This window comes from Phycisphaeraceae bacterium (assembly GCA_020851465.1).
GTDB lineage: Bacteria > Planctomycetota > Phycisphaerae > Phycisphaerales > Phycisphaeraceae > JADZCR01.
In genome coordinates this window covers 201,601-228,038 of sequence record JADZCR010000003.1, presented here as the reverse complement: position 1 = coordinate 228,038, position 26,438 = coordinate 201,601, and the positions used below count along the sequence as shown (strand labels likewise).

The window sequence follows — 26,438 nt, the reverse complement described above, 5'->3', positions numbered from 1 at the left end:
ATCCGTGGTTGCGTGAGCTTGTACCGACGACAGGCTTCACTCTGCCGATCACCGCAGGCGATAGAAGCCAAGAATCTTCGGCGTGTCAGTGCGCGTGTTAATCGCTGAGCGATCGAAGATCACACAGAACTGCGCTTCCTCTGCGATGCCCGATGCGAAGTTCGCGGTGGAGTAACCACGGACGAGCACGTAGGCCGCATAGATGTCACTGCGGGTCGTATAACCCTGAGCGAGGAACTGGAAGCGGGCGAGCCGTTCTTCCGCGGTATCGGTCGATGCCACGCGCGAAGCATTGCCGGCGGTTACATCCTCAGGTTTTGGATAGAGATCGACCGCACTGGTGCTGTTGTCCGCGGTATCGCTGCCGTACTCCTGCATATCCGTGTTGGTACCGGGTGTGGTGCTGCGGAGATACAACAACTCGCTGAGGGTGGATATTCCGGGAGCGGCTCGATTGGTTGCGAGGCTGGTTTGTGTCGCCCGGCCGGAGGGATTGTCGCGGTAAGCGATGATCTGATCGATCAGCGGCTGTATGGTGGCGACCGGCTCAGGCAGCGGTGCGGTAAACGTCAACAGATGACGGGGCATCGTGTTGATGTTGATCATGCCGGGGACGAATTTTTCAGTTGCCGCATCCGCGTTGGTTGCTCCGTTGTTGTCGCGGTCGGTGTTGGTGTTATCGACGCCGTCGTGGAGCGGGCTGATCGTGGTGAACTGGCTGAGCAGGATGGCGGCGTGAGGAATATCGACGCCGCTGGCGACCTGTGCGGTAGTCGAGAAATCGAGCGTACGCCGATTGGCGTTCAGATTTTTCATCCGTTCCGCGAAATCGCCGACCGGCTTGTTACCAGCATCGCGTTCATTGGTGAACCCGAACATCTGAATCCAGCCTAACTCAGCGATGCTCAGGAATGGGCGATCCGCCAGCGGAATCTGAAATTCGTCGAGCGTTGCATCGGCGTTGGTGATGGTGCCTTTGGTATCAAGCCCCAGAGCGTCGGCGGGGCTTGGGCCGATGTTGTTCGCAAGCGTTGCGCGGGTGCGATACGCCGGCGATGTCGGCGGCGAACCCATGCCCCAATCCACCGGCGCAGAGCGCGGCGTCGCAACGAAGTTAATGCCGTCGTTCGACAGGTAGTGCAGTTTTCGTCCATCACGACCGAAAGACGCCTGCACATGCATATTGCGCTGCGTGGTGTCGGCTGTATGCACAATCGCGGGGTCAGCCGTCCCGACCATATCCGAGAGTCGGAGGCGGTCATACGTCACCCAGCTACTACCGACTAGCGTTTGCAGCGCAACGGTGATGTTATTCCCGAATGGAACCGGGAAAGACAGCGTATTGGCGGCAGTGACCACCGGCGAGCCTGGCAGCCCCAGATCAGTAACGAGGTCCGTGCCGATCGTGCCGCCGGTGTTATCCTCATCCACAGGCGTCTGTGGCGGCGAAACGATGATGGTGTTGGCTGAAGCTGAAGTGCCTGTGCGCGCTGCGAGCGTTCCAGAGGTCAGTTCATACGTTCCGTGAATGGACTCGCCAGCCTGGCCTTCCTGCTCGAACACCACGATGCGGACTCGTGTCGCGGAAAAGTCGATCTCCTTGTCAAACGGATTGGCGATCTCGACCGCCATCGCGCGGGAGTTATCCTGACGTTTCCATGTATCAAAGGTGCCATCAGGCCCTGCATAGCCGAGGTCTGTTGAAGGAAGATTGGTCGCATCGCGATCGTCAGTATCCAGGTAGCCAAACTGGATATAGGCCTCGCGCAGAAAGGGAAGCGCCTCCATGCCGTAGTGCGTCACGGGTGTAGCTGCGGTGTCAGTGTAGGACGACACCTCGTGGTTGGTATCGGAGTAGTCTTCGATGGCGACAGCGAAGTCAGCCGCGATGGCTTGAATGGTGGCCAGATCTGCGGAGGGGTCCAACCCAAGGTATGCCGCTGTGCCGACCTTCAGGCTATTTTCGATCCGTAGCCGTGTAGCATCGATACGGGCAGCAGCGGTGAGTGCCGGGTCGGGATTCACCAGGTCGTACTGATCGCGGTTGGTGGTATTGATGTTGGCGAAATTCTGCGCCAACGCGGATGCCCCGCTGTAGGTCGTGAGCATTTGCCGGACAGCGGGATAAGTACGGGCCGCGTCGTAAACATTGGCGGTGGATGCCCCTCCCAGGAAGTAATCTTCAAATGTCGTGACCCCCGTCACCGTGCTGTAGGTGGTTTCGGTGATGGCCGCGGCGCGAAGCAGATTGGGCAGGCGGTTGTAGGGAACACCATCAGCGACCGCTTTTTCGATGTCCGCTTTTGAGAGTCCGTTATTCAAGCCATTGCGGAACCGCAGCTCCATTTCATCAGCGATGACAAAGCGATCGCTGGTCAAACCGAAATAGCGAACGGTATTGTTCCACGCGTCATCACGCGAGGTTCGTGATGTGGGCAGTGATGTAGGGATGTTGCGATGCTGGAGAACATTGACCAGTTCAGTGAACGATCCGCTGTTCATCGCGTGGTAGAAAAAGCGGGAAAGGTCGGTATCCGTCGGATAGTAACCACGTGAGCTGGTATCAGAAGCAGGAGTTCCGGTCATGGTGCCCAGCGATGCGCCGTCACTGGTTATCGCGGTGTGCGCGTTGAGATTGACAAGGGAGCTTAGATCGATCAGCCGGACAGCGGTGACGTAAGAGTTCTCACCCAGTTGACGGACTCCAACCGGGGCCCACGTCCAGCGGCTGTCGCGGATTCCGTCGCCGTCGGCGTCGGCACCACGAGGCTCGTAGTCAACGCTATAGGGTTGATTCAGGAAGGTAGTGATCGCCTGATCAGTATCCGAGTGCTCCGTGTCGGACATGTTGAGCAGATTTTCACGATAGGTGACGCTGCTGCCCAGAGTCGGAAGATCGAGAAAAAATCCTCCGATATTGGAAATATGCGACCAACTGGCGTTAGCGTCACCTGCTGCGCTCCAGGTCGGGACGGTCGCGGCCAGATAGGTATCGTCACCCAGTTTTCCCTTGGCGATCTGATTTGGGCCGCTGAACGGCGCGACGGACCAGCTACCCGCGGAGTTGGTCCACGGGTAGTCGTACATCGTGTCATTGGCGTCATCCGAGGTGTCGGGCGAGGGCTTGAAGAGATCTTCCGCCAGTTGCTTTTTCAGTTCAGCGATGATGCCGTTGATGACCAGATCGAGGTTGCTGATCTCACTCCGACGGGTGGCCAGACGATCTGTACGGGCGACCTGCATGTAAGCAGCCCCCATGATCGCCATGAGCACGAGTACCACGACCGTCAGGATCAAGAGCGAACCGCGCCGCCTCGCGTCGAGTCGGCGGGTTTGGGCGTTGCTGAAGCGGGGGAGATGCGTCATCCCGAAAGCTCCGTGGAGGTTGAGTGGCATGGCATATCCTTTCGCCAGGTGCGGACCCGACGCTCAGTCACGATTCACAGGCACAATGATTTCGTACCACTGGCCCAGTTCCTTTTGACTGGTGGAAAGCTCGCGTCCGATGAGTTCGCCGCGCTGATCGTGCAAGCGATAACGGATGCGAAGCATGTACGGCCAGACATTAGTAGTTGATCCAAACGCCACCGCGCCGGCACTGCCGGTGTGCCCCCACACAAAGGCCGCATCCGCATTGGCGGGCAGACTGCCGCTTTCAGCTGCGGCATAAGAACCGGGCACATAGGTCATGGGATCGTCGCTGCTGCCGGAGTGTGCGATACCGCTATACCACTTGATATCACCGGTTACCGTGTCACGATCGGGTTCACCATCGGGTTGGCCGTCGGGTGCGACGGTAGGCAGGTCATCTGAAATATCAGCCGCAAACTCGACGATAAAGTCGCTGACATTTGCCATGAAGGCACTGTGCATCTGCGCGATCTGACTGCTGTCGAAGTTGAAGTTGCCGGGGGCGGGGTTGGCCCAGGGTAGCTGATCGCCGTAGGTGTATTGATAGGCTGCGGCACGATAGGCGGCAGCAGTGCCGGCGTTTGAGATATCAAGTGTTCCGCTGGCGCCGGTCAAGGCATCCAAGTCCTGCGCACTGATGTCGGCATATCCCTTGTACAGCGGTTCGTTGTAAACAGTCACGTTTGCGTTGTACGCAGCTCCCGCTGAATAAACCCCGGTCGGCGTTCCTCCCCGCAGAAAGAGAGCTTCTCGTCCGAGCATCCACTGGGAGGCAAACTCATTCGGCCCGGATGCTCCCAGCCCAGTCGCTGCGGTTCCTGCTCCGTTTGTTTTCAGGACGTGTCCGTACCAGATACGGACATAGCGTGACTCAGGCGGGGCCAGATCGCTGTCAAATGTCGTACTGGAGGCTGGGCAGACAGGACGGAGCAGGTCGGTGCCGCCTAATCCCTGATCGAAGATGAACACCAGTTGGTCGCTGCGGACAGAATGAGTTGCTACGCCGTTTTCTTTATCCTTGAGCGTATCGTGAATGTTTGGAATCGTTTTTTGCAGGATTACAAGGAAGCCGGCGGGTGTGCTGTTAGGCCCGACCATTGCGGCACGGGTCGAGCTTTTTCGGGTTTCAAGTTCCAGACCATCGCCGATGACGCGCTGTTTGCCGATCATCTCGCTCTTTTGTGTGCCGGTCGAGACCGCGCGCGTGGTGCTGTTGAAGATGTTGGTGACCAGGCCGATCATCAGGACCGTGATCGCCGTTGCGACGATCAGTTCCATCAGCGTAAAACCGGATTGGTGGGAAATTGACCGCGTCATGGCGTGGGATCCTTGACAACCACATCCACGGGAATAATGCGGGTGGTCGGGTTGGTCTTGTTTCGTGAGTTCACGTTGTCGGGGCCGCGACCGAAGAAAATCTTGGTCGGCGAGCCCACGATGATGGACTTGGTCACGATGTAGGTGGACGCAGCCTCGGTGATCTGGTGAATGGTCCCGGTATTGTCCAGCACCACGTCACCAGCGTGCAGCCAATCGAGGTTGCCGTCGCTGTCATTGTCGTTGAAGTTCGACCCGAAGTTGAATTGCGAGGGATTTGAAGCGTCCACCGTGACCGTCTGGGTATGAACCTGGGGAACGCCTTCGGGTGTGCTCGTCATCACGAACACGTAAAACACCCAGGGATTGGATGTCGAAGCGGGGTTGCCGCCCTGATTCTTGACAAAGGGCTGCCAGAAGTATTTTCGTGATGAAGAAGTCTGGATGTACGACGGATAACTGCGCAGGTCCTCGCTGAACGCGGGCACCGCCGGAGAAGTCGTCATTACCGTATCACCCGTGTAACCATTGGGGACTGCTGCGGAGCCTGAAACCAGGAAGGGGAGTGCCTGGACGCCGCCGAAGTCATGCCCCGTCGTGTAGTAGTCCGCGAGATTTCCGCCGGGGTTCGTTCCATCCCAGTCATAGGTGAACAAAACGGACTGCATGATCGCAGTCGCGTTGCGTGCGACCTGTTGTGATGTCGCATCCTGGATCGTCTGCTTCTGAAGGTAGATGGCTGCGGGAAAGACCGCTGCCACAGCGACCATACCCACAGCGAAGATGCCGATCGCAATCAACACTTCCATCAGAGTGAATGCAGCACGCCGACGCGAGGATGGCTTGATGCGCGGGGTAATCATGGGTTGGTGAACTCCCGTAGAGCGACACCGGTGTAACGGCTGAAGAACATCGTGCGGCCGTGGGCTTCGAGCCACGTCTTGATCGGTCCTTGACCTGCATTCCAGTCCAATCCGGCGTTGGCGAAATCACTCTTGGAATAAACCACGACGGCGACGACCGTTTCAATCCGCTCGAAGGGAAGTTTGTACTTAGCTGCGTTGGTATCGAATGTCCCGGCAACAAACGAACGGTTCCACGGATCCCACTGATTCACGTCATAGACGCCGCCGCTGAACGGATTCGCACGGCTGCCTCCGGTTACACCCGGATCGGTGATGAACTTATGGTCATGGTCGCCGTCGTAGTACACGACTCGCTGGTCATCGCTGCCCGCGACCATCGTGCCGTTTTGATCAAAGCGGATGGCGAAGGGCGGCGGCAGGAATGTGGGTGTGGCACCGGTTCTCGTGACACCCGCGACGCCGATGTTGCTCGGTATCTGGATGTAGTCAATTTTCAGATCCTGATAGCCGCTCATGTCGTTGGGCGGGGCCACGATGGTTTCGACCGGAACGCCGGGTGAGGCGTGATTGACCGCGTTGGCGATGTTTTCCACCAGGCGGATTTCATTGGCCGGGGTGAAGATGGCCGCCGTGCCGCTGTATTGGCCGAACTGATCTCCCGCCGTGTTGGGGTCGAGATCGATATTGAACCGGGCTTTGGGTGCCGTTCGGGTTGAGTACGACCTTGCTCCCGCGACACCCACGCTTACCGCATTGATGGCTGCGGACAGGTTGGTCGATTCCTGCATCGACCGGACGAAGGGGATCGATGTCGCAGCCAGGATGCCGATGATGCCGATCACCACCAGCAGTTCGATGAGCGTGAACCCACGCAGCGTCGGATCGAGGCGGTGAGCGGTGAATGAAATTTTCTTCGTCGTGGTTTTCACTTCAGCGTTTCCTCGCGGCTTCGCTTGGGTCGATCTCGAAGCTGTACAGGTTGTCCTTGGCCTGACTCGCCGTGGCACTGGAGCCCCATTGACCGTCGGGACCGGCTGATGCGAAGAACGGGGTGTTGTGCGCGGGCGTGAAAGGCGCTTCTCTTACCGGGTTAACGCCGTCGCCGTAGATAATCACGTTGCCCCAGGCATCGACGACACGGATAAACGGCGTCGTGGAAACCGGGTTTCCCTTACCACCCAGACCCTGAATCAAGTCCTTACCCACTGAGACGAAGTTGGCTTCGATGCCGGGAATCTGATTGATGGCGAAGCAGAATTTGGAGATCGACTCGGTGATCACTGTCGGACCGCCGCTGATGATGACGCCGCTGGTACTGCGGGCGTTGTGAGATCGCGCGACCGACCAATCGAAAGGGGTGATGCCGTCGGTATTGACCCGCGCCTGCGTGGTGGCCTCATATTCGGTCGCAAGCCCTTGCAGCGCGGTAAGCGCGGTGCGGGTCTTGGCGACCTTGCCGCTGTCTTTCCATCGAGTGCCTGCGACCACCAGCACCGCCACCAGAATCACAATGATCACGATGATGACGAGCGTCTCGATGAGCGTAAAACCATGCCGACACAGATCGTGCTCGGCGGCTTCCATCCGGTTGTGGAGTCGTTTGCTCATGGCATCACCTCGAAATCAACCCCGCGGAGATCGTCAATGCCCAGCGGGGAAGGATGGGATGGATCGCCGAACCGACCGTCCGGCCCTGCGGAGACGAAATCAGCTCCCTGCGTCGGCTTATCCTCAGGACCGAAGTACCGGATCGCACGCCCGTAACCGTCGTAAACCGTCGGTCGATCACGGTCGGCAAAGCTGATCGACAGCTTCTGCATGAACACCCTCGACGATGGCGACTGGAGCAGCGTTGTGATGACCCGTTCGGTGGGGCCTGACGGAAAAGTCTTGTGCTCGGCCTGATAACTCATCAACGCCTGTCGCAACTCGCGGAGCGTCGCATGGGTCTGGGCCTCGGCACTGCTGGTGCGGAGCGAATTGCTCGTCACCACAGCCGCGGTCATCAGCCCCGCGATTCCCGCGAGAATCGTGACGGCTTCGATCACGCCCATGCCTTTATCGCGTCGGCGTGCCGGCTTCTCGAAGTTGTTCACACGATCGTTCATGATTCAGCCTTGTCTGATCCGGTTGGTCGCCGGGGCAAAACTTCTCTGCGCTGCTGTCAGGATCAAGTCAGCGTCTGGATGAGCTTCACCAGCGGGAGGAACAGCGCGATGACGATGAAGCCGACGATACCGCCGAGCACGACCACCATGATCGGTTCGAGCAGGGAGATCAGGCTGGCGACCATCACGTCCACTTCTTCGTCATAGTTGTCCGCGATCTTGGTGAGCATTTTGTCGAGGTCGCCCGTTTCTTCGCCGACGTCGATCATGTTGACGACGATGGCGTCGGTAACGCGCGCCTGACGAAGCGGTTCCGCAAAGCTCTCACCCTGACGAACTGAGTCGTACACTTTGCCCAGGGCTGAGGCATAAACGTGATTACCCGTGGTGTCTTTGGTGATGCTGATGGCATCGAGGATGGGTACGCCGGCACTGATGAGCGTGCCCAGTGTCCGGGTAAACCGCGCGATGGTGGATTTGGCGATGAGTTTGCCGGCGACGGGAATCTTGAGTGTCGCGGCGTCGATGACTGCCTTACCGCCTGCCGTCTTTCTGGCGAACTTCAGCCCCAGCCAGACCACGATCGGCGAGAAGATAATCCAGACGATGCCCGGAATCATCTGGTCGGGATAGAGTCGCCCGCCGATCCACTTGCTGCTGTTGATGAGGAACATCGTCATCGTCGGCAGTGTGGTATTGAAGTCATCAAAGATCTTCTCGAACTTCGGCACGATCAGGATCATGATGCCCAGCACGATCAGAGCCGCGACGCTGAGCACCACGGCCGGGTAGATCATGGCACCGATGATCCGCTTCTTGAGTTTGGCTGCCTTTTCCATGAACTCGGCGAGTCGTTGGAGGATCACGTCGAGCACACCGCCGACTTCACCGGCGGCGATCATCTTGGTGTAGAGCTTATCGAAGGCCTTGGGATGCTTGGCCATCGCGTCGGAGAGCGTCGAACCGCCGGACACGTCCTCGTGAACACCGTTGATGATGTTTTTGAACAGGCCTGGTTTCTGCTGTTGTTCGAGAATCGCCAGCGAGCGAAGAATGGGCAGTCCCGCGTCCTGGAGGGTTGACATCTGACGGGTGAAGGTGGTCAGTGCTTTCTGGCCGACGCCGCCGATGTTGATCGAGATATTTTTCCAGTCCCCCTTACCGCCAGCGGAGGCGGCAATGGTTGAGGAACCCGGCTTGCCTTTTTTAACTTTCTGCTCTCGAACCGCGGTGGGAAAAAGTCCCTGAGCGCGGATCTTGGCGATCGCGTCCTCACTGTTGTTGGCGGTGATCGTCGCTTTCTGCGGTTTGCCGGCCTCGTTCAGTGCTTCATATTGAAAAGTTGGCATGGCAGACTCCTATTGGCGTTCAGTTTGGCGTTCCGGGCCGCAACTCCGTGATTAAGCGGAGCTGCGCACTTACGTTTCCTCCATCGTTTCCCGTACCACTTCGTCGATCGTTGTCTGGCCGTCGAATATCGCCATCAGGCCGCTCTGACGCAGCGTTCGCATCCCGCGTTTACGGGCCTCATCGCGAAGAATCTGACTCGATGCGTTCTGCATCACCAGCTCGCGCATCGTGTCATCGAGCGTCATGATTTCGAATATGCCCATTCGGCCTTTGTAGCCCGACTGATTGCAGAAATCGCAGCCGCGACCGCGATAGAACTGCCGCCCCTGCACATCCTCAGGCGACAAGGCCAGCTCCATGAGTTGCTCTTCCGAAGGGTGGTAAGGCTCCTTGCAGCGAGCGCAGATTTTCTTGACCAGTCGCTGCGCCACGACGCCTTCGATCGTCGCGGTGATGAGGAAGGTCTCCAGCCCCAGATCGAGCAGACGCGCGATGGAGCTGGGCGCGTCGTTGGTGTGCAGCGTGGTGAACACGAGGTGGCCGGTGAGCGATGCCTGCACCGCGATCTGCGCAGTTTCGAGGTCGCGGGTTTCACCGACGAGCACGATATCGGGGTCTTGGCGGAGAAAGCTGCGCAGTGCCTTGGCGAAAGTCAGTCCGACCGCGGTGTTGATCTGCACCTGGCAGAGACCGTCGATGTCGTATTCGACGGGGTCTTCCGCGGTGAGGATTTTGGTGTCGATCACGTTGAGTTCGTTCAACGCAGCATAGAGCGTGGTGGTCTTACCTGAACCTGTCGGGCCGGTGACGATGACGATGCCGTTGGGCTTGCCGATGAGTTGCCGGAATACTTCAAGATCGTCGGGGCGAAGGCCGACTTTCCCCAGGTCTAATGCGACGTTCGAGCGATCCAGAACACGCATCACGACCGACTCACCAAACATCGTCGGCAGGACGGCAACACGCAGATCGACAGGGCTGCCTCCGACCGTCAGCTCGATGCGGCCGTCCTGCGGCAGTCGTCGCTCGGCGATGTCGAGGTTCGACATGACTTTCACGCGGCTGACGATCGGCAGCGCCAGATACTTCGGCGGGGGGATCATCTCGTAAAGGACGCCGTCGATGCGGTAACGCATCTTGAATTCGTCTTCAAACGGCTCAAAGTGAACGTCCGAAGCTTTGTCCTTGATCGCCTGCATGAGCACGAGGTTGAGCAGACGCTTGACCTTGTTGTCCTCAGCCGCATCGATGAGATCCTGAAGGTCGATAGATTCGCCGCGGTCGGCGAGTTCCTCGAGTTTTGCATCGCCGGAAATGGTGGAGATGAGGTCAGCCAGCGACTCCTCTTCTTTGGAGTAATGCTTGGCGATGAGCTTATCGACCTGCGCCGGGTCCGCGACGACGGGCTTGACGTTGTAGCCCATCAGCAGACGCAGGTCGTCCACAGCGCGGAAGTTACTGGCGTTCTTGAGGGCGACGGTCAGCGTCTTGGGATTGGTAGTCGCGTCATACGCCAGCGGCACCACCTGATAGGCGATGGCAGTTTCAGGGGGCAATACATCAATGACCGACTGAGGAATCTCCAGTTGGTCGAGATCCTGAGTCTCCATGCCGACCTGGGCGGCAAGGGCAAGGTTCACGTCATTGTCCGTGACGTAACCAAGCTCAATGAGAAGCTGGCCAAGCGGTAGCCGCCGCTGAGTCTGAATCTGAAGGGCTTCGTTGACCTGCTCACGGGTAACCTTACCCATCTTGGTAAGGATGCGGCCAATTTTCCGCCCCTTAAGCTCACTGACGGGAGGCATGCCGGATTTTGCGGCGGCGGGGGCAGCAGTACCTGATCCGGCTGCTGCAGGAGAAGCCGGTTTACCACCAGCCGAGACAGGCTTGGTGGGAGTGGGGGCGGTTTTGGGCTGCGGGGTTTCGGCCATGACTCACTCTCGCAACGACAGACCCAGTTTTTAGTAATTCACGACGAAATTCACTCAATATTCGTCTTTTACATCTGTTTGTTATCTAATTGTCCTATTCGCATCTATCGTATTTTCAAAACTTAGCGTCTAATTCGTAATTTCAGGCGGATGTTTCAGGCAGGCTTACTGGCGGGAAGGATCGAATGAATACTGTTTTATCGAAGTTTAGATTACTTCTCTATAGCATTTCAATAGCAAATACAGCAATTTATAAATAAGTCAACAGGAGGTCGTGACACTTGATTAGCTGTATCACTTCTGGAAAATCTGTTTTACGCTCGTTTTTTGGATTTATCATCTCAGGCGGGTGTCGGTTTTCGCTGGTTCAGAGGATGGAAGTAGGCTGGGGGGCGGAGGCGAATTAACGTCAAAGCGTTATCCACCAGGAACCGGGTCTTCGGGGGTGTCAAGCTCGGTACGGCCGATGGTTCCCCCAGCCGCGTGGACCTTTTCGATCAGAGCTGAAGGATTTTTGCTCTTGTCGATCATCTCATCCGCAGCGATAACCTGTCGCGTGTAAAGGTCCCATAAGTGGTCATCAAGCAACTGCATGCCGAACTTTTTCCCGGTTTGGATCGCCGAGTCAATTCGGAAGGTTTTATTCTCACGGATGAGGTTTGAGACCGCAGGCGTGACCACCATGAACTCATAAGCTGCCACCATGCCCGGTTTATCCGCCCGCGGCATGAGTTGCTGGCTGAGAACCGAGATCAGACTCGTGCTCAACTGAACACGGATCTGCGCCTGTTGGTTGACCGGAAACGCATCGATGATTCGGTTGATCGTGCCCGATGCGCCTGTGGTGTGCAGCGTGCCGAATACCAGGTGGCCGGTTTCGGCTGCCCGGATCGCGGACTCAATCGTCTCCAGGTCGCGCATTTCACCGACCATCATGCAGTCAGGGTCTTGACGCAGTGCTCGGCGGAGCGCCTCGGAAAAGCTGGGTACATCGACGCCGACTTCACGCTGGTTGACCAAGCTCTTTTTATGCGGGTGGTAGTACTCGACCGGGTCTTCAATGGTGATGATATGACGATCAAGGTTTTCGTTGATGTAGTTGATCATCGATGCAAGCGTCGTCGTCTTGCCCGATCCGGTAGGGCCGGTCACGAGGAACAGCCCGCGCGGCCGCCGGCAAAGTTCCGAGATCATGGAAGGCAGGCCGATCTGCTCAAAGGTCAGCAGGCCGGTCGGAATACGTCGCAGCACCAGGCCGACGTTTCCTTTCTGCTTGAAGATTGAAACACGGAAACGCGCTTCTTCGCCGAACGCGAAACCGAAGTCTGATCCTTGTTCTTCTTGAAGCTCGGTCTGTGCCCGTTCAGGGGCGATGGCCTTCATCAGAGCGACGGTATCGGCTGGTTCGAGAGTTTTGGTTCGCAGCTCGATCAGCCGTCCACGCATGCGGAGCGTAGGCGGCTTGCCGACCGCCAGGTGAAGGTCACTGGCTTTCTGTTTGATGGCGGTCTCGAGGAGTCGGTCAATCTGAAGGCTGGACATATCGGCTCGCTTGGCTGGCGGGTTTCCGAGATTATCGAGGCGGGAGCGTCATTTGGCTGAAGTACCTGAATCAACATTTCTGCAAAGCGGGATCATGACCAATCGCTCCCGTGAATCTTTGCTCCTTGCTCTCGATAGAATTCGTTCCCCTTGACGTTGGTGATGATTCGTTTCGTGGGTTATGCCGCATCTTCTTCGGTATCGACGACACCCTCGACCTGTGTAATGCGTGAGATTTCATCAGGGGTCGTCTTCCCGTCGAGAATTTTGAGTTTGCCGTCGCCGAGCAGGTTTCGCATGCCTGAAGCCAATGCCGCACTGCGGAGCTGATTCAACGGTGCCCGTTTGAAGGCAAGCTCGCGGATCTCCGAGTTCATCAGCATCATTTCATAGATACCGCGTCGGCCGCGATAGCCGGTGTTACTGCATTTGGGGCAACCGACAGCCTTGTAGATGGTTTGGCCTTCGAGTTCCTGCGGCGTAAAACCGCAGAGTCGCAGTAATTTACGGTCCGGATTGGTGTCGGGTGCTTTGCAATTTTCACACAGAATACGCACGAGTCGCTGCGCGAGCACAGCCTGAATCGAGCTGGCGACGAGGAAAGGCTTGACGCCCATGTCGGTCAGTCGGGTGATGGCTGACGGCGCATCGTTGGTGTGCAGTGTGCTGAAAACCAGGTGGCCGGTCAGTGCGGCCTGAATGGCGACGTCGGCGACTTCCTTATCTCGAATTTCACCGACGAGCACGATGTTGGGTGCCTGTCGCAGCATCGCGCGGAGCACCTTGGCGAATGTCAGGCCGATGGTTTCATTGATCTGGCACTGGTTGATTCCCTTGAAGTTGTACTCCACGGGATCTTCCGCAGTGATGATTTTCTTGTCAGGTCGATTGAGCACGTTGAGTGCTGAGTAGAGCGTGGTTGTTTTACCTGATCCGGTTGGCCCGGTGACCAGGAAGATGCCGTTGGGACGACGGATCACCTTGTTGAACAAATCGAGTGTGTCGGAGCGCAGACCGAGGTTTTCGAGACCCAGCCGAACCGAATCCGGCCGGAGAATACGCAGCACGCAGCTCTCGCCGTGATACATCGGACAGACTTCAAAACGGAAGTCCACCCATTTGTCTTCGATCTTGAGTTTGATACGGCCTGACTGCGGAATGCGCTTTTCCTCGATCTTCACGCCGGCGATGATTTTCAAGCGAGCGACCACCGCGCCTTGCGTGCGCTTGGGTATGCGGTCACGTTCATGACAGACGCCGTCGATGCGATAGCGCAGACGCACACGGTCGGCAAAAGGTTCGATGTGAATATCGCTGGCACGCATACTCACAGCTTCGGCGATGACCTGATTGACCAATCGGATGATCGGGGCGGCATCGGCCTCAGTGGCGGTCTCTTCTCCCGCGTCCTTGTCGATTGACGCGCCGGCATCCAGCGATGCGCCTCGATCCACCGAGGCGTCCACGCTCAGATCCTGTGTCAGTCGGTCAATGCTCGCCTGTGTTTCGCTGAGCACGCGCTCGATGTAGTCTCGAATTTTCTTCTTCGACCCCAGCGCGGTGTCCAGCTCACAGTTGAGCCGGAATCGCAGATTGTCGAGCGTGTCAAGATCCATCGGGTCGTGGATGATGATCTTGAGCCGGCCATTTTCCTTCGACATGGGCAGTACGAGATACCGCTTGATCAGATCACGCGGCAGCAACTGCATGTTTTCCTTCTTGACCGCGTCGGGCAGGTCAAGGTCGATGTATTCCATGTCGAACTGACTGGCTAGTGCCTTGGCGACGTCGGTATCACCCACGTAGCCAAGCTCGACCAACAGCTCGCCAATGCGCTTGCTGCGCTGACCTTGCTGAATCTTGAGCGCTTCATCGAGCTGCTGCTCGGTCAAGCGGCCCCATTGCCTGAGGATTTCACCGAGTTTCCGGCGGGTGCGGGCCATCAAAACCTCGAAGGTGTGTCGTTATTGATTCCCCGGCGGGGAATGACACAGGCGGGTGAACGCACCTTTATTATCGCGGCAGCTTTACATTTAGCAACCGAACCGCCCGCAGAATCGCGCCGGAGCACGAAGCGGCTCTCGTCGCAATGGAATTTCTATGATTCTCAATATCTTTGCAATCATCAGGCCGATCACGCTGCGACATCCTGATGGCCGTCCGTGCTCTGTCGTGGTTGGCCGCAGGTGGGGCAGCAGTTGGTCTTCTCCAGCTTGCCCAGGTAACTCATCAGCGTTGAGATCACGGTGGCGTGGCTCCACGTCAGGGGTGAAACCGACAACGGAGCGTTGGTGTTCGGATGAACCTGCTCGGCGAGTATCCCTGAGGGCAACGCATGGCTTGCCGCCCAATCGAGGATTGGCAGTGCCTCCCGCAACTCGTCCTGAGTTCTCGCCCGAGCGATTTTCCAGTCCGCCAGCCACAAGGTGCAGATGAACCACGGGTTGCCAGGCACCTGATTGAATTCGGTGGTGACTGCCTGGTAGTAGTCGCTTTCATAGCGTGCCAGCCCGCCGACATCGGTCTTGACCCATAGCCGCGACTCGATTGCTCGCATCGTCTTTTCGACGCGCGTGTCGTGAACGTCCAGCAGACCCATGGCGAAAATCGCATACATCGAGCTGTCAATCACGGTGTCGCGTTCGATGGGGTGTTCGCCGGAGTCCACTGCACCCTCAGCCTGATCGGGCTTGGGAGCGCGGCCGGCCATGACTTCGGCCATCAGCCGCGCCGTGCGGTCGTGATCCAGAGGTACGATGCGGCGAAGGAACCGATCATGTTCAGCCGACCAGAAGTGCGAGCAAAAAGCTTCACGCACTTCGTTAGCAGCGGTCTTGTAAGTCGCAGCGCGGGGCTTATCTCCGAAACAGACCGCGAACTGATGAGCTGCTTCGAGTCCCGCATACACCGTCGCCACGGTGAAGGCGTGAATGCCCCATCGCTCTTCCCATAGGTCGTAGCTCGGCAGCGGCAGGTGGCTGTCGGGATCACGGAAACGCACGAGAAAATCCGCGGCACGAGTGATGAGATTCATCCACAGCGGCCTGACAAACTCAATATCCCGGTAACGAACAAAGTGCTTCCACAATGCCCAGAGCACTAGCGCGGTCTCGTCCTCCTGAATGGGCAGTTGCGGCTTACCCATGCTCACCCACGGATGCCAGCTTGAGGCGGGGCTGCAATCGGGGTTGTATTTATGCAGGAAATAACCCTGCTCGGTGATGATCTTGGCACAGAGTGAATAGAACGAACGCGCCACATCCGGGAATCCCGCAGCATCGAGCGACGAGGCTACCAGAGCGCCGTCGCGAGGCCAGAGATAGCTGTACGTGTCGCGGCTGAACTGCATGATGTCCGAGTCGTTGGCTGCGATGATCGCCCCGGTGATGTTGTCGATCTGCGTACGAACCACCAGCAGCGAGCGTTTGAAAAGATTCACGACGGCTTCGGTTGGCCCGCCGGTGCCCGATTCGGGGAAATCTGATTTCGCAGCACCGACCCACAGCCGCCAATACGACGTTGTGCGGTTGATGACACCCTGCGGCCCTTCACGGTGCAGAAAGCGATGAAGTTCCTCGATGTCGTCGTATTTGTAGCCCGCTCCGATGACGAGATAGGCGATGCGCTTGGCGTTGGGCCCCATCGCCAGCTGGAGCATCATTGTTGAGTCCACCGCGCCCTGAGCGATGCCGTTGTTCCCCAGGTGTCCGTCCTCTGCATCGCGCCAGGTGCCCTCAGCACCCTTGAAGCCGGCGGTCCCCGTTGCGTATTCGTCGATGCGTTGCTCGCCGTCCGCATGCCAGGTCGCCATCAGATAGCGATTCGTTCGGTAGTGGATCAGGCAGCGCAGTTGCGGGTCGAAGTAGGCGGTGTCTCCGACCTTGGTCCCGTACATATTGAAGTCATGATGATGAAAGAGGTGTACCTCCCGATCCTGATCGGTGAGATTCGTGACCTCAATCCGGCGGACGAGAATCGGTCGGTGAAAGTCCACGACATCGCAGCAGCGCAATTCGAGGCCCATCTCCTCATGCGTAAGCAGGGCATCAGTGGCGAGCGTATCCGGCTGGTAGCGCAACTGAATCCGCCAGCCTTGGTTAGTCCAGAACAATCGCCGCTTTCGTCGATCGGTTTCGGAGCCGCGAAGTAACTGCGACCACACGCCGAATCGGCAAGGCCCCGCCCCGGCGTGGTTTTCCTGGCCGACGTGAGGGAAATATAAGTCACGAATCTGATACGACTGGTCGTAGGTGACCAGCATCTGACCATTACCAACGGGTATATCGCGGGGCATTCCTTGCTCCTGGGGACGCGGCCGTTCCATACCGCCGATAACTGCACGACGGCCGCACCTGCGTCTGGATTTATCGGCCAGAAAGGGGGGTGGTATCTAGGAAGTCCGGCGATTAGCAAAGTCGTGGTAAATGTTGATCGCTATTTGTCCTGCCCGTCGTCCACCGCTATTCTTCGCCCCGTGGAAATTCGCATCCGACACATTTCCTGCCGAATTGTTGTGCATTCCATCAGACCGGAGAGGGTCGTCGTGTCCTCTGCCGGGAAGCACGATCGCTCGCCGTTCGTTGAAGTCACGATTGAAGATACCGATGGTCGGCGAGGTTACGGCGAGTGCGCCACGATGGCACTCTGGAGCGGCGAGACGGCGGAAGCGGGTGTCTCGATGATCGAGCAACTCTTTGCGCCAGCGTTGATCAGCAGGAGTTTCGCTCATCCTCGTGAAGCCGTAGCCGTGCTGGACCGCCTCTGTTACGGCGCACCATTTACCAAGTCCGGCCTCGACACGGCCATGTGGGATTTGTACGCCAAGGCACAGAACCGCCGTATCGCCGACTTGATTGCCGATCGAAAAGTGGTTGAGACCATCCCCACACGATCGAGCGTGGGATGTTACGACGTGCCCAATACCGTGCGGATTGCGCGGGAGTTTTGGAATGCCGGCGTCCGCACGCTCAAGTTTAAGACCGGAGTCGCGCAGTTTGACGACGTGGCGCGGCTCAAAGCGGTGCGCGATGAGCTGGGCAGCGCTCCGGTTTTCACCATTGATGCCAATGGCGGATATCCAAGCGAAGACGCCGCGGTCCGTGCCATCGAAGCGCTGCTGCCGTTTAATCTGGCACTGGTGGAACAGCCGACCCCGCGTGAACGGATTTCCATGCTTGCGCGGGTGCGCAAACGCATCGCGCCGGTGCCGATCCTGATTGATGAGGGGGTTTTCTCTCCGGCGCAGCTTGACGAGGCGATAGCCCTCGATGCGTTTGATCTGCTTTCGATCTATCCCGGAAAGAATGGCGGGTTCACACACTCGCTCGAAATGGCTAACACCGCAGCCAAGGCGGGGAAATACTGCGCCATCGGCAGCAATCTGGAAACGGATCTGGGACAGGCCGCGATGGCTACGCTCGCCGGCGCACTGAGTGCTTTTCCCGTACAGCGTCTTGCTTGTGATTTGCCCGGCGCGATGTACTACGGCCAGTCGTCCACCACACCCGCACTGACTTTTCGTGATGGTTGTGTGGAGCTTCCGCGAGGTGTCGGTTTTGGCGTGGAGCCGCGGCGATGAGTGACTCCTCATTTCGCTATCCGATCATCGACAGCCACGCGCTGTTGGGTGCCGAATATCCCTACACGCTGACTGTTGACGAGTTGCTCCGCCGAATGGACGCTCACAATGTAGCGATAGCGATCGCCCGGCCGATGGGGGATGAACTGGTCGTCAACAACCGATCCGGCAATGACCGGTTGCTTACCGCCAGCCCGCGCATCAAAGCATGGGTGACGGTGAATCCCTGGTATGGCAACGCAGCCATTGAGGAACTCAAGCGTTGTCGTGATCGCGGTGCTGTCGGGCTTTTTCTCAATCCCGCGCGACAGGGATTCATGCCGATTGAGCCGATTGCCCAGGCTTCGATCACCTTTGCCGTTGAATCCGGTTGGCCGGTGATGTTCCACACCGGAACCTACTGCTACGCTGACATTCTGGCTGTCGGTGAAGTGGCGCGCCGCCACCCGCAGGGACGCTTTGTCGCCGGGTGGACGGGCTTCACCGATATGTGGTTTGAGCTGCCCATGGTGTTTGAAAGCGTGACGAATCTCTGGCTGGAAACATCGATGATCTGGTCCAGTGCCTTGGCAAAGATTCTCAAATCGCATGGGCCGGATCGCGTTCTTTTTGCCGGCGGTGAACCGCGAAACTCATACAGCACCGTACTGCGTGCCCTGGAGCGGCAGGGCATCACCCCGCAGCAACACCGCATGATCTTCTTTGATAATGCAGTGAGATTCTTCAGGCTCAACCCATGAAGATCATTGATTTTCATACTCATTTCGCTCAGCACTGGTTTCAATCGCCTCTCCAGAGCGAGCCGAACTTCATGGGCACGATGGACCGCCTGGGGATCGGGATTTCCTGCATCTTCACACTGATGGGTTTCTACGAGCCGTGCCCGCCGCACAACGATTTTCTGGCGGCTGGCGCGGCGAGACATCCGCAACGGCTGGTTCCGTTCATCACCGTTGATCCGAAACTCGGTAACCCGGCCATCGAGGAGCTTGAGCGTTGCCTTGCCAACCCTCTCTTCCGTGGAGTGAAGTTTCATCCGTGGTGTCAGGCATTCGCACCGTCGATCGTTAAGACGACCATGGTGGAGATTTTGAAGATAGCTGCGCGTCACGACCTGCCGGTGCTGTTCCACGACGGCACGCCGCCTTATTCGACGACGTTTCAGATTGCCGAGACCGCACGCTGGGTTCCTGAATGCAAGGTTGTGCTTGGGCACTCCGGGCTGGCTGACTATGTGGTGGCCGCTGGGCAGCTCGCCCGTGATATTCCGAACCTTTATGCGTGCCTGTGCGGTCCCAAGGTCAGCGATCTCCGCTACCTGGTGGATACAGCCGGGGCGGAGAAAGTGCTCTGGGGTTCGGATGGGGGGCTTGATGAATGGCAACTCGTCGCGGAACGTATGGACGACGCGACGCAGGCAGGGCTTGATGCCGATACGCTCGATCAGGTGCTGTACCGCACCGCGGCAGGACTGTTGCACCTTGACCAGAGGCCGCTAGCGCATGGCTGAGGAAAAAGTTCATCGTGTTGCTCTGATTGGTTGCGGCGACATCGCCCAGACCGGCCACGTGCCGTCACTGCTGGCGCACAAGCGATTCAAAATCGCCTGCCTCTGCGACAATCGACCTGAACGAACCAAGCTGCTTGCCGCGCAAGCCGGCGGTGTCGAGACATGCAACGATTACCGTCTCCTGCTCAACCGTAAGGATATTGACGCGGTCATTCTAGCTCTGCACCCGGAAGTGAGCGTCGATGTCGCCATCGACTTTCTTCGTTACGGCAAGCCGGTGCTTGACGAGAAACCCCTGGCAACCAATCTCAACGACGCCAAGAGGCTCATCAAAGTCGTCGAAGAGAGCAAAGGGGTTTATCAGATCGGTTTTGTGTTCGGCTACGCGGACCCGATTCATCGACTGGGCCAGATGGCACGGCAACTGGGCACGCCAGCCCTTTATCGCGTCGCGCTTCGTGATGAAATTGTGGATCGCTCCAACACGGAGCACTTCAACCGCATTCAGCAGATTCTCCGGCATAGCGCGGCGATTACGCATGAAGGTTCGCATGTCGTCGATTTCGTCAAACACTGGAATGCCTCGCCTTACACACAGGTGCAGGCCCGTGCGATCAAGACGGAACCTGATTTCGCCGGCCCCAACGTCTGGCTGGCGCGATACGACATGGCTGATGGTTCGGTGCTGGAGGTAGAGGTCGCGTGGTTTTTACCGGCATTTTTACCCTGTGAAGTGTCCATCGAAGCTCGCGGCGGTTCGTTGCGCTATGACCTTTCCGCGGGGATGGGAGAGCTGCGCACGCGGAATAAGGTGGAACCATTTCAACTCAGCCCGTTATCGCAGCCGTGGGCGCGGCAGCTTGACGGATTCGCCGCATCGATCGATGCGGGTCGATCGCTGACCGCCCCGATCCAGCGCGGTTGGGATGCACTGGCGGCAACCACGGCTGCGGAGGAATCCGTTGCGACCGGCCAGCCGGTTGCGGTGCGGAGTTTCGAGTCTCAACGTGTCTGAGAATAATCCAGATGATGTTGCCGTCTGCTGTGAAGGCCCATTGATACCCGCCGGGAGTGAGTGAGTTGATGAGAGGAGGTCATCCACTCGCGACTGGTTTTCAAAATATGCTAAAGTTTCTCCTCTTGGAGCTGCGCCGCGTTGCGCCTCGGATATATTCTCATGGCCAAAATCACGATCAACGGAAAAGAAATTACTTTTGAGCCGGCCGCCAAAGGCGAGCGTCCCAAAATGATCATGCAGATCGCGCAGGAGGCGGGATTTGACCTGCCTGCGTATTGCTACCATCCGGGCCTCTCGATCGTGGCGTCCTGCCGCATCTGCCTGGCGGAAATCGCCCAGCCGAACCCGAAGAACGACAACAAACCGGAACTGACTCCGTTTGGTGCGCCGAAGCTCCATCCGACCTGCCAGACACCCGCTGCGGACGGCATGGTGGTTTACACCAACTCACCTAAGCCCATCGCCAATCAAAAGGCGGTGATGGAATATCTGCTCATCAACCATCCGATCGACTGCCCCGTGTGCGATCAGGCAGGCGAGTGCTATCTCCAGGATTACAGCTACAAGTACGGTCGGAGCGAGTCCCGCTTCAGCGAGTCCAAGGAAAAGAAGCCCAAGAAAGACATCGGCCCCAATGTCGTTCTCTATTCCGATCGCTGCATCATGTGCTCACGCTGTGTGCGCTTCACCAAGGAAGTCAGCGGCACCAGCGAGCTTGGCGTGATGGGACGCGGCAGCAAGGAACAGATCGACGTCTTTCCGGGTAAGCCCCTGGCTAACGAACTATCGGTCAACGTGGTTGACCTCTGCCCGGTAGGAGCTTTGCTCGACAAGGACTTCCTCTTCGCGCAGCGGGTGTGGTTCCTCAGCGGCACACCGAGTATCGATGGAGTCACCGCCAGCGGCGACAACATCCGCATCGATCACAACGAAGGGCGGGTGTACCGCTTCAAGCCGCGGACCAACCCGGCGGTCAATAAGTGGTGGATCAGCGATGAAGTCCGCTACGGCTGGAAGTTCGTTCACCGCGAGGATCGGCTGCGCAGTCCGGCCCGCATGCAGTACGGTTCGCAGGTTGAGTGCGACTGGAGCCGCGCCTACGACGAGACACGCGACAAGCTCAAGGCTGTGGTCAGGGAAAAGGGCAACGGTTCCCTGGCACTACTTGTAAGCCCGATGCTTTCCTGCGAGGAGGCTTACCTGTTGGGCAAACTGGTGCGCGGATTGGACCCCAACGCGGTTCTGGGTATTGGGCCGATCCCCATCAGCGGCACCGACAAAAAATTCCCCGGCGGCTACACGGTTTACGCGGAGAAATGTCCCAACAGCCGTGGTGTCCGTCGAGCATTGGAATTGCTCACCGCTGCCGGAGGCGGGTCGGTCCTCAAGTTTGAAGAGTTCATCGCCAAGGTCGGCGACAAGGCGACCAAGACCGCCGGCGTGATTGTGACCGGCAACTACGGCAGTGCCTGGACGACCAAGGAACTGACCGCCGCGGTTGCCAAGAAATCCCTCATCCTCATCGACACTCTGCCGAGCGATTTATCCGCAAAGCCGGATGTGCTGCTGCCGGGCGCGACGTGGGTGGAAAAGGCGGGTACCTTTGAAAATGCGACGAATCGTTTACAGAGCTTCGAGCAGGCAATCCCTGTGATCGAGTTAGCCAGAAGCGAAGGGCAGATCGCGCTCGATCTGATGGCGGCGTGCGGTCTGGCATCTCGCACGATTTACGATGCAGCCAAAGTCCGTGAAGAGATGGGCGGTGTCTTTACCACCGAGGTACACCATCCCGTTGCTGAGCCGCAGGAACAGGCGAGCCTGGAATACGTGGAGCTTTGACCCCGCCCTTGTCTGTGTGCGGAGAGAGAGAATACGGAGCGTGATGAGTTCTGCCGGTTTTGATTTCAGGACCTCGTCTCTGCACGATCACGCCCGGCTTTGAGGAATCCGCGACACTCATGCCGACGACCTTGACAGAACTTGCGAAGCAGATCGGTGCCGCCGTTCGAGGTGATGGCTCTCTTTCCGTCCGGAGTTGTGCCGGCCTGGAAGACGCCGGACCTGATGAGGTGAGCTTTCTCTCAAATCGCAAATATGTGAAGCTGCTCAGTGCCAGCAAAGCCGGAGCGATCATCGTCTCCGCCGCAGATGCCGATCAAGCCGGTGAACGTACGCTGCTCGTGGCGGATGATCCCTACTTTGCTTTTCGACAGGCGGTTGTAGCTCTGCATGGCTACCGACAGCATCCCGCCCCGGGGATCAGTCCGCAGGCTTACATCGACTCGACGGCGCAGGTCGGCGAGCTTTGCACAATCAGGCCGTTCGCTTACATCGCCCCGCGCGCTCGCATCGGTAATCGCTGTGTGATCTATCCTCACTGCTACATCGGCAAGGATGCGGTTGTCGGCGATGACTCCGTGCTTTATCCAAACGTCACCATCTACGACAAGTGCGAGCTGGGAAACCGTGTCACTCTGCATGCCGGCTGCGTCATCGGACAGGATGGCTTCGGCTACGCGACACACAAGGATGCACGGGGTGAAGTCGTTCATCACAAGATCCCGCAGGTGGGAAATGTGGTGCTCGAAGATGACGTGGAGATGGGGGCTGGATGTACGATCGATCGCGCGACGGTCGGATCGACCCGGATCGGTCGCGGCACCAAGTTCAGCGACCTGGTCGCCATCGGCCATGGCACGAGTGTGGGACGGCATAATCTGTTCGTCGCGCAAGTCGGCCTCGCGGGTTCCACGCAAACGGGCGATTATGTCGTGATGGGCGGGCAGGTCGGCGTCGCGGGACACCTCAAAATCGGCGCGATGACCAAACTCGCTGCTCAATCCGGTGTGATGACGGATCTTGAGGGCGGACAGGAATACGGCGGGTCGCCGGCGATCAAGCTCGGCGAGGCCAAACGTCAGGCACTCGCCGCGATGCGCCTGCCGGAGATGCAGCAGGAACTCCGCAAACTTCAGAAGCGTATCGCTGCATTGGAAGAGCAACTCAACAAGCGCTCCGCGACCTGAAGCTGCTTACTCACGCAATACGTCTCGGTCGGAGGCACTCTGAAATCTGAGCGGAGCGGCAAGCACTCACGGAAAGCGTGCCTTTATCGTTGCGATTGGGTCACCACCGCGATGGTGCTGCCGGGCACCGGCGCAGGTTGCAGGTAGGAAAAGCTCGGCGTTACCACCACGTCCGGCTCACGCCGTGAAATACATCCGACAGTAGTAGTCATCATCGCAATGACCAGCACGACCCAGGCGGCTCGTCGGTTCATCACAAGGCTCCCGTGCCTCCACGGGAGTCATCGGCATAGCCATCACGCGGTGCGCGTGTCACTGTGAGCAACGACGGATTTTCACAATCGCGCGTACCGTCCGTATCGTCGGTGCGGTTGATGACGAGTAAGGCAACCGTGGCTGTCAGGGTGTGGATGTAGGGTGCGTTGCAGGTGCTGGATGTGTCTTAGGTATGGAGGCCGTTCCCCCGGCCGATTCCGGGCTGCCTTTTTCGGTAAAGCCCGCCTCCCGCATTGCTTTGATGACTTCATCCGTGATTTCGCAGTCGTCTGCGATGTACATCATGCCTTCATTCCCTTCCATGACGAGGGTCATGCCGTGTTCCTCCGCGATGCGTTTGGCGAAGGGCCGAACATCCGCGCGGAGCTGTGCGGTGAGGGTCTGGCTCAGGGCGGCCATTCTGCTCCGGCCGTTAGCCATTTCCTGTTGAAGCCGCTGCTGAAGTTGTGTATCCAGATGTTGAAGTCGCTGCATGTCGTCAGCAGTGCTGACTTTGGCACGTTCAGCCTCCATTTGTCGGCCAAATTCCTGTGCCATCGCCTGGAGCTTGGCGGTAATTTCCTGATTGGCGCTGTTCATCGCTGCCTGCATGATTTTTCCGCGACCAATCGAGTCAGATACTTTGAGGATGTTCAGCACCGCCACTCGACCGGGTTCGGCATGGGCGGAACCTTCATTACCTCCGCATGCGGTCAGGCCGCAGAGGGCGATGAGCAGAAGGGATGAGATGGTGATGCGCAGCATGTCGCTTCCTTTCACGAGGCAAGTCCCCGGTTTCGTTGTAGGATAGAGTTCGTCGCGCCGGATGAGCAAGTGCCGCCGCAACTGAAAATCGCCATGCGCGCTGGAGACAAGGATGTCGGCAGGCGCCGAATCACAGCTTGGGCTTTTCACGCAGGACATGGCCGAACCATTCCCGGAGGTGGTTTTGCGCTCTGTCTCGAAGTCGTTGACGCAGACACGGCCACGCGACACGCGCTTGTCTCTCTGCGTTCTGGGCAGCGGGTCGGGTGGAAACAGTGCCGTTTTGCGGATGGAGGATCAGTTGATCCTCATCGATGCGGGCTTCGGGCCGCTGACCACCACACGCCGACTCATTCAGGCGAAAGTGAGTCTGGATGCGGTTCGCGCTCTCTGTCTGACGCATCTCGACCGTGACCACTTTCGACCTAACTGGATACCAACGCTCATCGGATGGCGGATCAAGGTCTATCTGCACCGCTGGCACGCGGAGGAGTGGGCACAAATCCCCGGCAGCGATGAAATGCGCAAGGCTGGACTTCTTGAGACCTTCAGCGACGAATCATTCGAGCCGATTCCCGGTCTGGCCGTCTCGCCGATCCGGCTGGCGCACGACACCAAAGGCACCAGCGGCTTCCATATCGCTTCATCATCGGGATCACTGGGCTACGCTACGGACCTTGGGCATGTTCCCGGTGAATTACTGGAACGCTTCACGGGTGTGGATCTGCTGGCTATTGAGAGTAACTACGACCCTCCGATGCAGCTCCACAGCAATCGTCCGTTATTTCTCAAACGTCGGATCATGGGACAGGCCGGCCATCTATCCAATCAACAGTGCTATGAAGCGGTCCGCGAACTGGTACGCCGTTGTCCGCGAGGAGTCACACCTCGACATATCGTGCTGCTGCACCGCAGTCAGCAATGCAACTGCCCGGAGATTGTGAAGCAGGTGTTCGCGCAGGATGAACGGGTCGCGGCGCGAGTGACGCTATCCGAGCAGCGACGACGAACACGCTGGTTCACGGTTGCGGGTGATTCGCCGTCGTCACGCAGCGGACAGATGCACCTGACGTATTAACGTGCCGCTTAGCTGCGATGTCATCAGCGATGACCGTGGGATCGTCCCGCTTGTGAGCGCAGCAGTTTCAACCCCTATGGCACAGGCACGGACGACAGGTCGCCGTGCTCCACATGGTCTGCGTTCTGCATGATCTCGTTTAAGCGTTCCTCAAACCGGAATGACGCAGCGTCGGACTCTCGCATGGTGAAGATGTCGTTGGGGTTCCGGTATGTTCTGGAGTGCCCATCGAGATAGAGGATGTTGACCTGCTTGTCGTCGTGATTCGTGCGGTAGGCGTCGGGAAAACTGGTGATCAGAGAATTGGAATCCAGCGCAAGCGCGCGAGCGGGCTTATCGAGGGAGTTTCGGCCCAGATCATCAATTTTCCCCGGACCCGGCGCACCGCCGCCCGACAGCCCCGCGCCTTCGTCGAGTTGCCGATAGAGATAGGACGAGTAGGCGTGGTTGACGGGGCTGCCGATACGGGCCATTTCCTGAACGGGGTCGATGGTGTCGTCGCCCGGACAGAACATGGCTCGTTTGTCTTCCAGGTACCCCTGCAAAAGGGTGCCGTGTGCGCCGTAGTTGGACGGTTGAATCCAGATCCGGCTGTCGGTCATGTTCGGGTAGGGCACGCCGAAGTCATTGTTCAGCGAGTCGGGGCCGCGCGGAATCAGCGAGCGGTAGTCCACCGCGTAAGC

20 protein-coding genes are annotated in these 26,438 nt (G+C 58.2%); 7 read left to right on the top strand and 13 right to left on the bottom strand.

Annotation, left to right across the window (positions count from 1 at the left end):
• Positions 1 to 48: 48 nt before the first annotated feature.
• From IT444_04315 to IT444_04265, 11 genes are all read right to left on the bottom strand, one after another.
• Positions 49 to 3,396 (bottom strand): hypothetical protein, encoded by a 3,348-nt coding sequence (locus IT444_04315; GenBank protein ID MCC7191989.1) that lies wholly within the window; start codon positions 3,394 to 3,396, stop codon positions 49 to 51.
• A 33-nt stretch (positions 3,397 to 3,429) separates the two neighbouring features.
• Positions 3,430 to 4,728 carry a prepilin-type N-terminal cleavage/methylation domain-containing protein gene (locus IT444_04310; protein ID MCC7191988.1) on the bottom strand — a complete coding sequence of 433 codons (1,299 nt, stop codon included), beginning with the start codon at positions 4,726 to 4,728 and terminating at the stop codon, positions 3,430 to 3,432.
• On the bottom strand, positions 4,725 to 5,591 hold the full coding sequence (locus IT444_04305; GenBank protein ID MCC7191987.1) for a prepilin-type N-terminal cleavage/methylation domain-containing protein: 867 nt from the start codon (positions 5,589 to 5,591) through the stop codon (positions 4,725 to 4,727). The genes IT444_04310 and IT444_04305 overlap by 4 nt, the downstream gene beginning before the upstream one ends.
• A complete protein-coding gene (locus IT444_04300) occupies positions 5,588 to 6,523 on the bottom strand; it encodes a prepilin-type N-terminal cleavage/methylation domain-containing protein (GenBank protein MCC7191986.1) in 936 nt (311 codons plus the stop codon). Before IT444_04300 ends, IT444_04305 begins: the two co-directional genes overlap by 4 nt.
• A gap of 1 nt (position 6,524) precedes the next feature.
• Positions 6,525 to 7,202 (bottom strand): prepilin-type N-terminal cleavage/methylation domain-containing protein, encoded by a 678-nt coding sequence (locus IT444_04295; protein MCC7191985.1) that lies wholly within the window; start codon positions 7,200 to 7,202, stop codon positions 6,525 to 6,527.
• The gene (locus tag IT444_04290; protein MCC7191984.1) at positions 7,199 to 7,702 is read right to left on the bottom strand and encodes a type II secretion system protein GspG; all 504 of its coding nucleotides are present in this window, start codon (positions 7,700 to 7,702) and stop codon (positions 7,199 to 7,201) included. The genes IT444_04295 and IT444_04290 overlap by 4 nt, the downstream gene beginning before the upstream one ends.
• 62 nt (positions 7,703 to 7,764) lie before the next feature.
• On the bottom strand, positions 7,765 to 9,051 hold the full coding sequence (locus IT444_04285) for a type II secretion system F family protein (GenBank protein MCC7191983.1): 1,287 nt from the start codon (positions 9,049 to 9,051) through the stop codon (positions 7,765 to 7,767).
• Between the two features lie 69 nt (positions 9,052 to 9,120).
• Positions 9,121 to 10,857, bottom strand: coding sequence for a Flp pilus assembly complex ATPase component TadA (gene tadA / locus IT444_04280; GenBank protein MCC7191982.1), 1,737 nt, complete (start codon positions 10,855 to 10,857; stop codon positions 9,121 to 9,123).
• 543 nt (positions 10,858 to 11,400) lie between these two features.
• On the bottom strand, positions 11,401 to 12,525 hold the full coding sequence (locus IT444_04275; GenBank protein ID MCC7191981.1) for a type IV pilus twitching motility protein PilT: 1,125 nt from the start codon (positions 12,523 to 12,525) through the stop codon (positions 11,401 to 11,403).
• A gap of 179 nt (positions 12,526 to 12,704) precedes the next feature.
• Entirely contained in the window at positions 12,705 to 14,468 is a 1,764-nt protein-coding gene (gene tadA, locus IT444_04270) for a Flp pilus assembly complex ATPase component TadA (GenBank protein ID MCC7191980.1), read from the bottom strand.
• Between the two features lie 191 nt (positions 14,469 to 14,659).
• Positions 14,660 to 16,819: a glycoside hydrolase family 15 protein gene (locus IT444_04265; GenBank protein MCC7191979.1), complete on the bottom strand. Its 2,160-nt coding sequence runs from the start codon at positions 16,817 to 16,819 to the stop codon at positions 14,660 to 14,662.
• A 249-nt stretch (positions 16,820 to 17,068) separates the two neighbouring features.
• Here IT444_04265 and IT444_04260 point away from each other — a divergent pair, with 249 nt between their 5' ends.
• From IT444_04260 to lpxD, 6 genes are all read left to right on the top strand, one after another.
• Positions 17,069 to 18,103: a hypothetical protein gene (locus tag IT444_04260; protein MCC7191978.1), complete on the top strand. Its 1,035-nt coding sequence runs from the start codon at positions 17,069 to 17,071 to the stop codon at positions 18,101 to 18,103.
• Entirely contained in the window at positions 18,100 to 18,843 is a 744-nt protein-coding gene (locus IT444_04255) for an amidohydrolase family protein (GenBank protein MCC7191977.1), read from the top strand. The genes IT444_04260 and IT444_04255 overlap by 4 nt, the downstream gene beginning before the upstream one ends.
• Positions 18,840 to 19,613, top strand: a complete 774-nt coding sequence (locus IT444_04250) for an amidohydrolase family protein (protein ID MCC7191976.1) — start codon at positions 18,840 to 18,842, stop codon at positions 19,611 to 19,613. The genes IT444_04255 and IT444_04250 overlap by 4 nt, the downstream gene beginning before the upstream one ends.
• Positions 19,606 to 20,628 (top strand): Gfo/Idh/MocA family oxidoreductase, encoded by a 1,023-nt coding sequence (locus IT444_04245; GenBank protein MCC7191975.1) that lies wholly within the window; start codon positions 19,606 to 19,608, stop codon positions 20,626 to 20,628. Before IT444_04250 ends, IT444_04245 begins: the two co-directional genes overlap by 8 nt.
• A gap of 162 nt (positions 20,629 to 20,790) precedes the next feature.
• Positions 20,791 to 22,470: a molybdopterin-dependent oxidoreductase gene (locus IT444_04240; GenBank protein ID MCC7191974.1), complete on the top strand. Its 1,680-nt coding sequence runs from the start codon at positions 20,791 to 20,793 to the stop codon at positions 22,468 to 22,470.
• A gap of 119 nt (positions 22,471 to 22,589) precedes the next feature.
• Positions 22,590 to 23,657 (top strand): UDP-3-O-(3-hydroxymyristoyl)glucosamine N-acyltransferase, encoded by a 1,068-nt coding sequence (gene lpxD, locus IT444_04235; protein MCC7191973.1) that lies wholly within the window; start codon positions 22,590 to 22,592, stop codon positions 23,655 to 23,657.
• Positions 23,658 to 23,740: 83 nt separating this feature from the next.
• Here the strand turns inward: lpxD and IT444_04230 are convergent, their stop codons facing one another.
• Both IT444_04230 and IT444_04225 read right to left on the bottom strand, forming a co-directional pair.
• Entirely contained in the window at positions 23,741 to 23,911 is a 171-nt protein-coding gene (locus IT444_04230) for a hypothetical protein (protein MCC7191972.1), read from the bottom strand.
• A gap of 145 nt (positions 23,912 to 24,056) precedes the next feature.
• Entirely contained in the window at positions 24,057 to 24,677 is a 621-nt protein-coding gene (locus IT444_04225; protein ID MCC7191971.1) for an OmpH family outer membrane protein, read from the bottom strand.
• A 112-nt stretch (positions 24,678 to 24,789) separates the two neighbouring features.
• Here IT444_04225 and IT444_04220 point away from each other — a divergent pair, with 112 nt between their 5' ends.
• The gene (locus IT444_04220) at positions 24,790 to 25,755 is read left to right on the top strand and encodes an MBL fold metallo-hydrolase (protein ID MCC7191970.1); all 966 of its coding nucleotides are present in this window, start codon (positions 24,790 to 24,792) and stop codon (positions 25,753 to 25,755) included.
• The last annotated feature ends 683 nt before the right edge of the window (positions 25,756 to 26,438 follow it).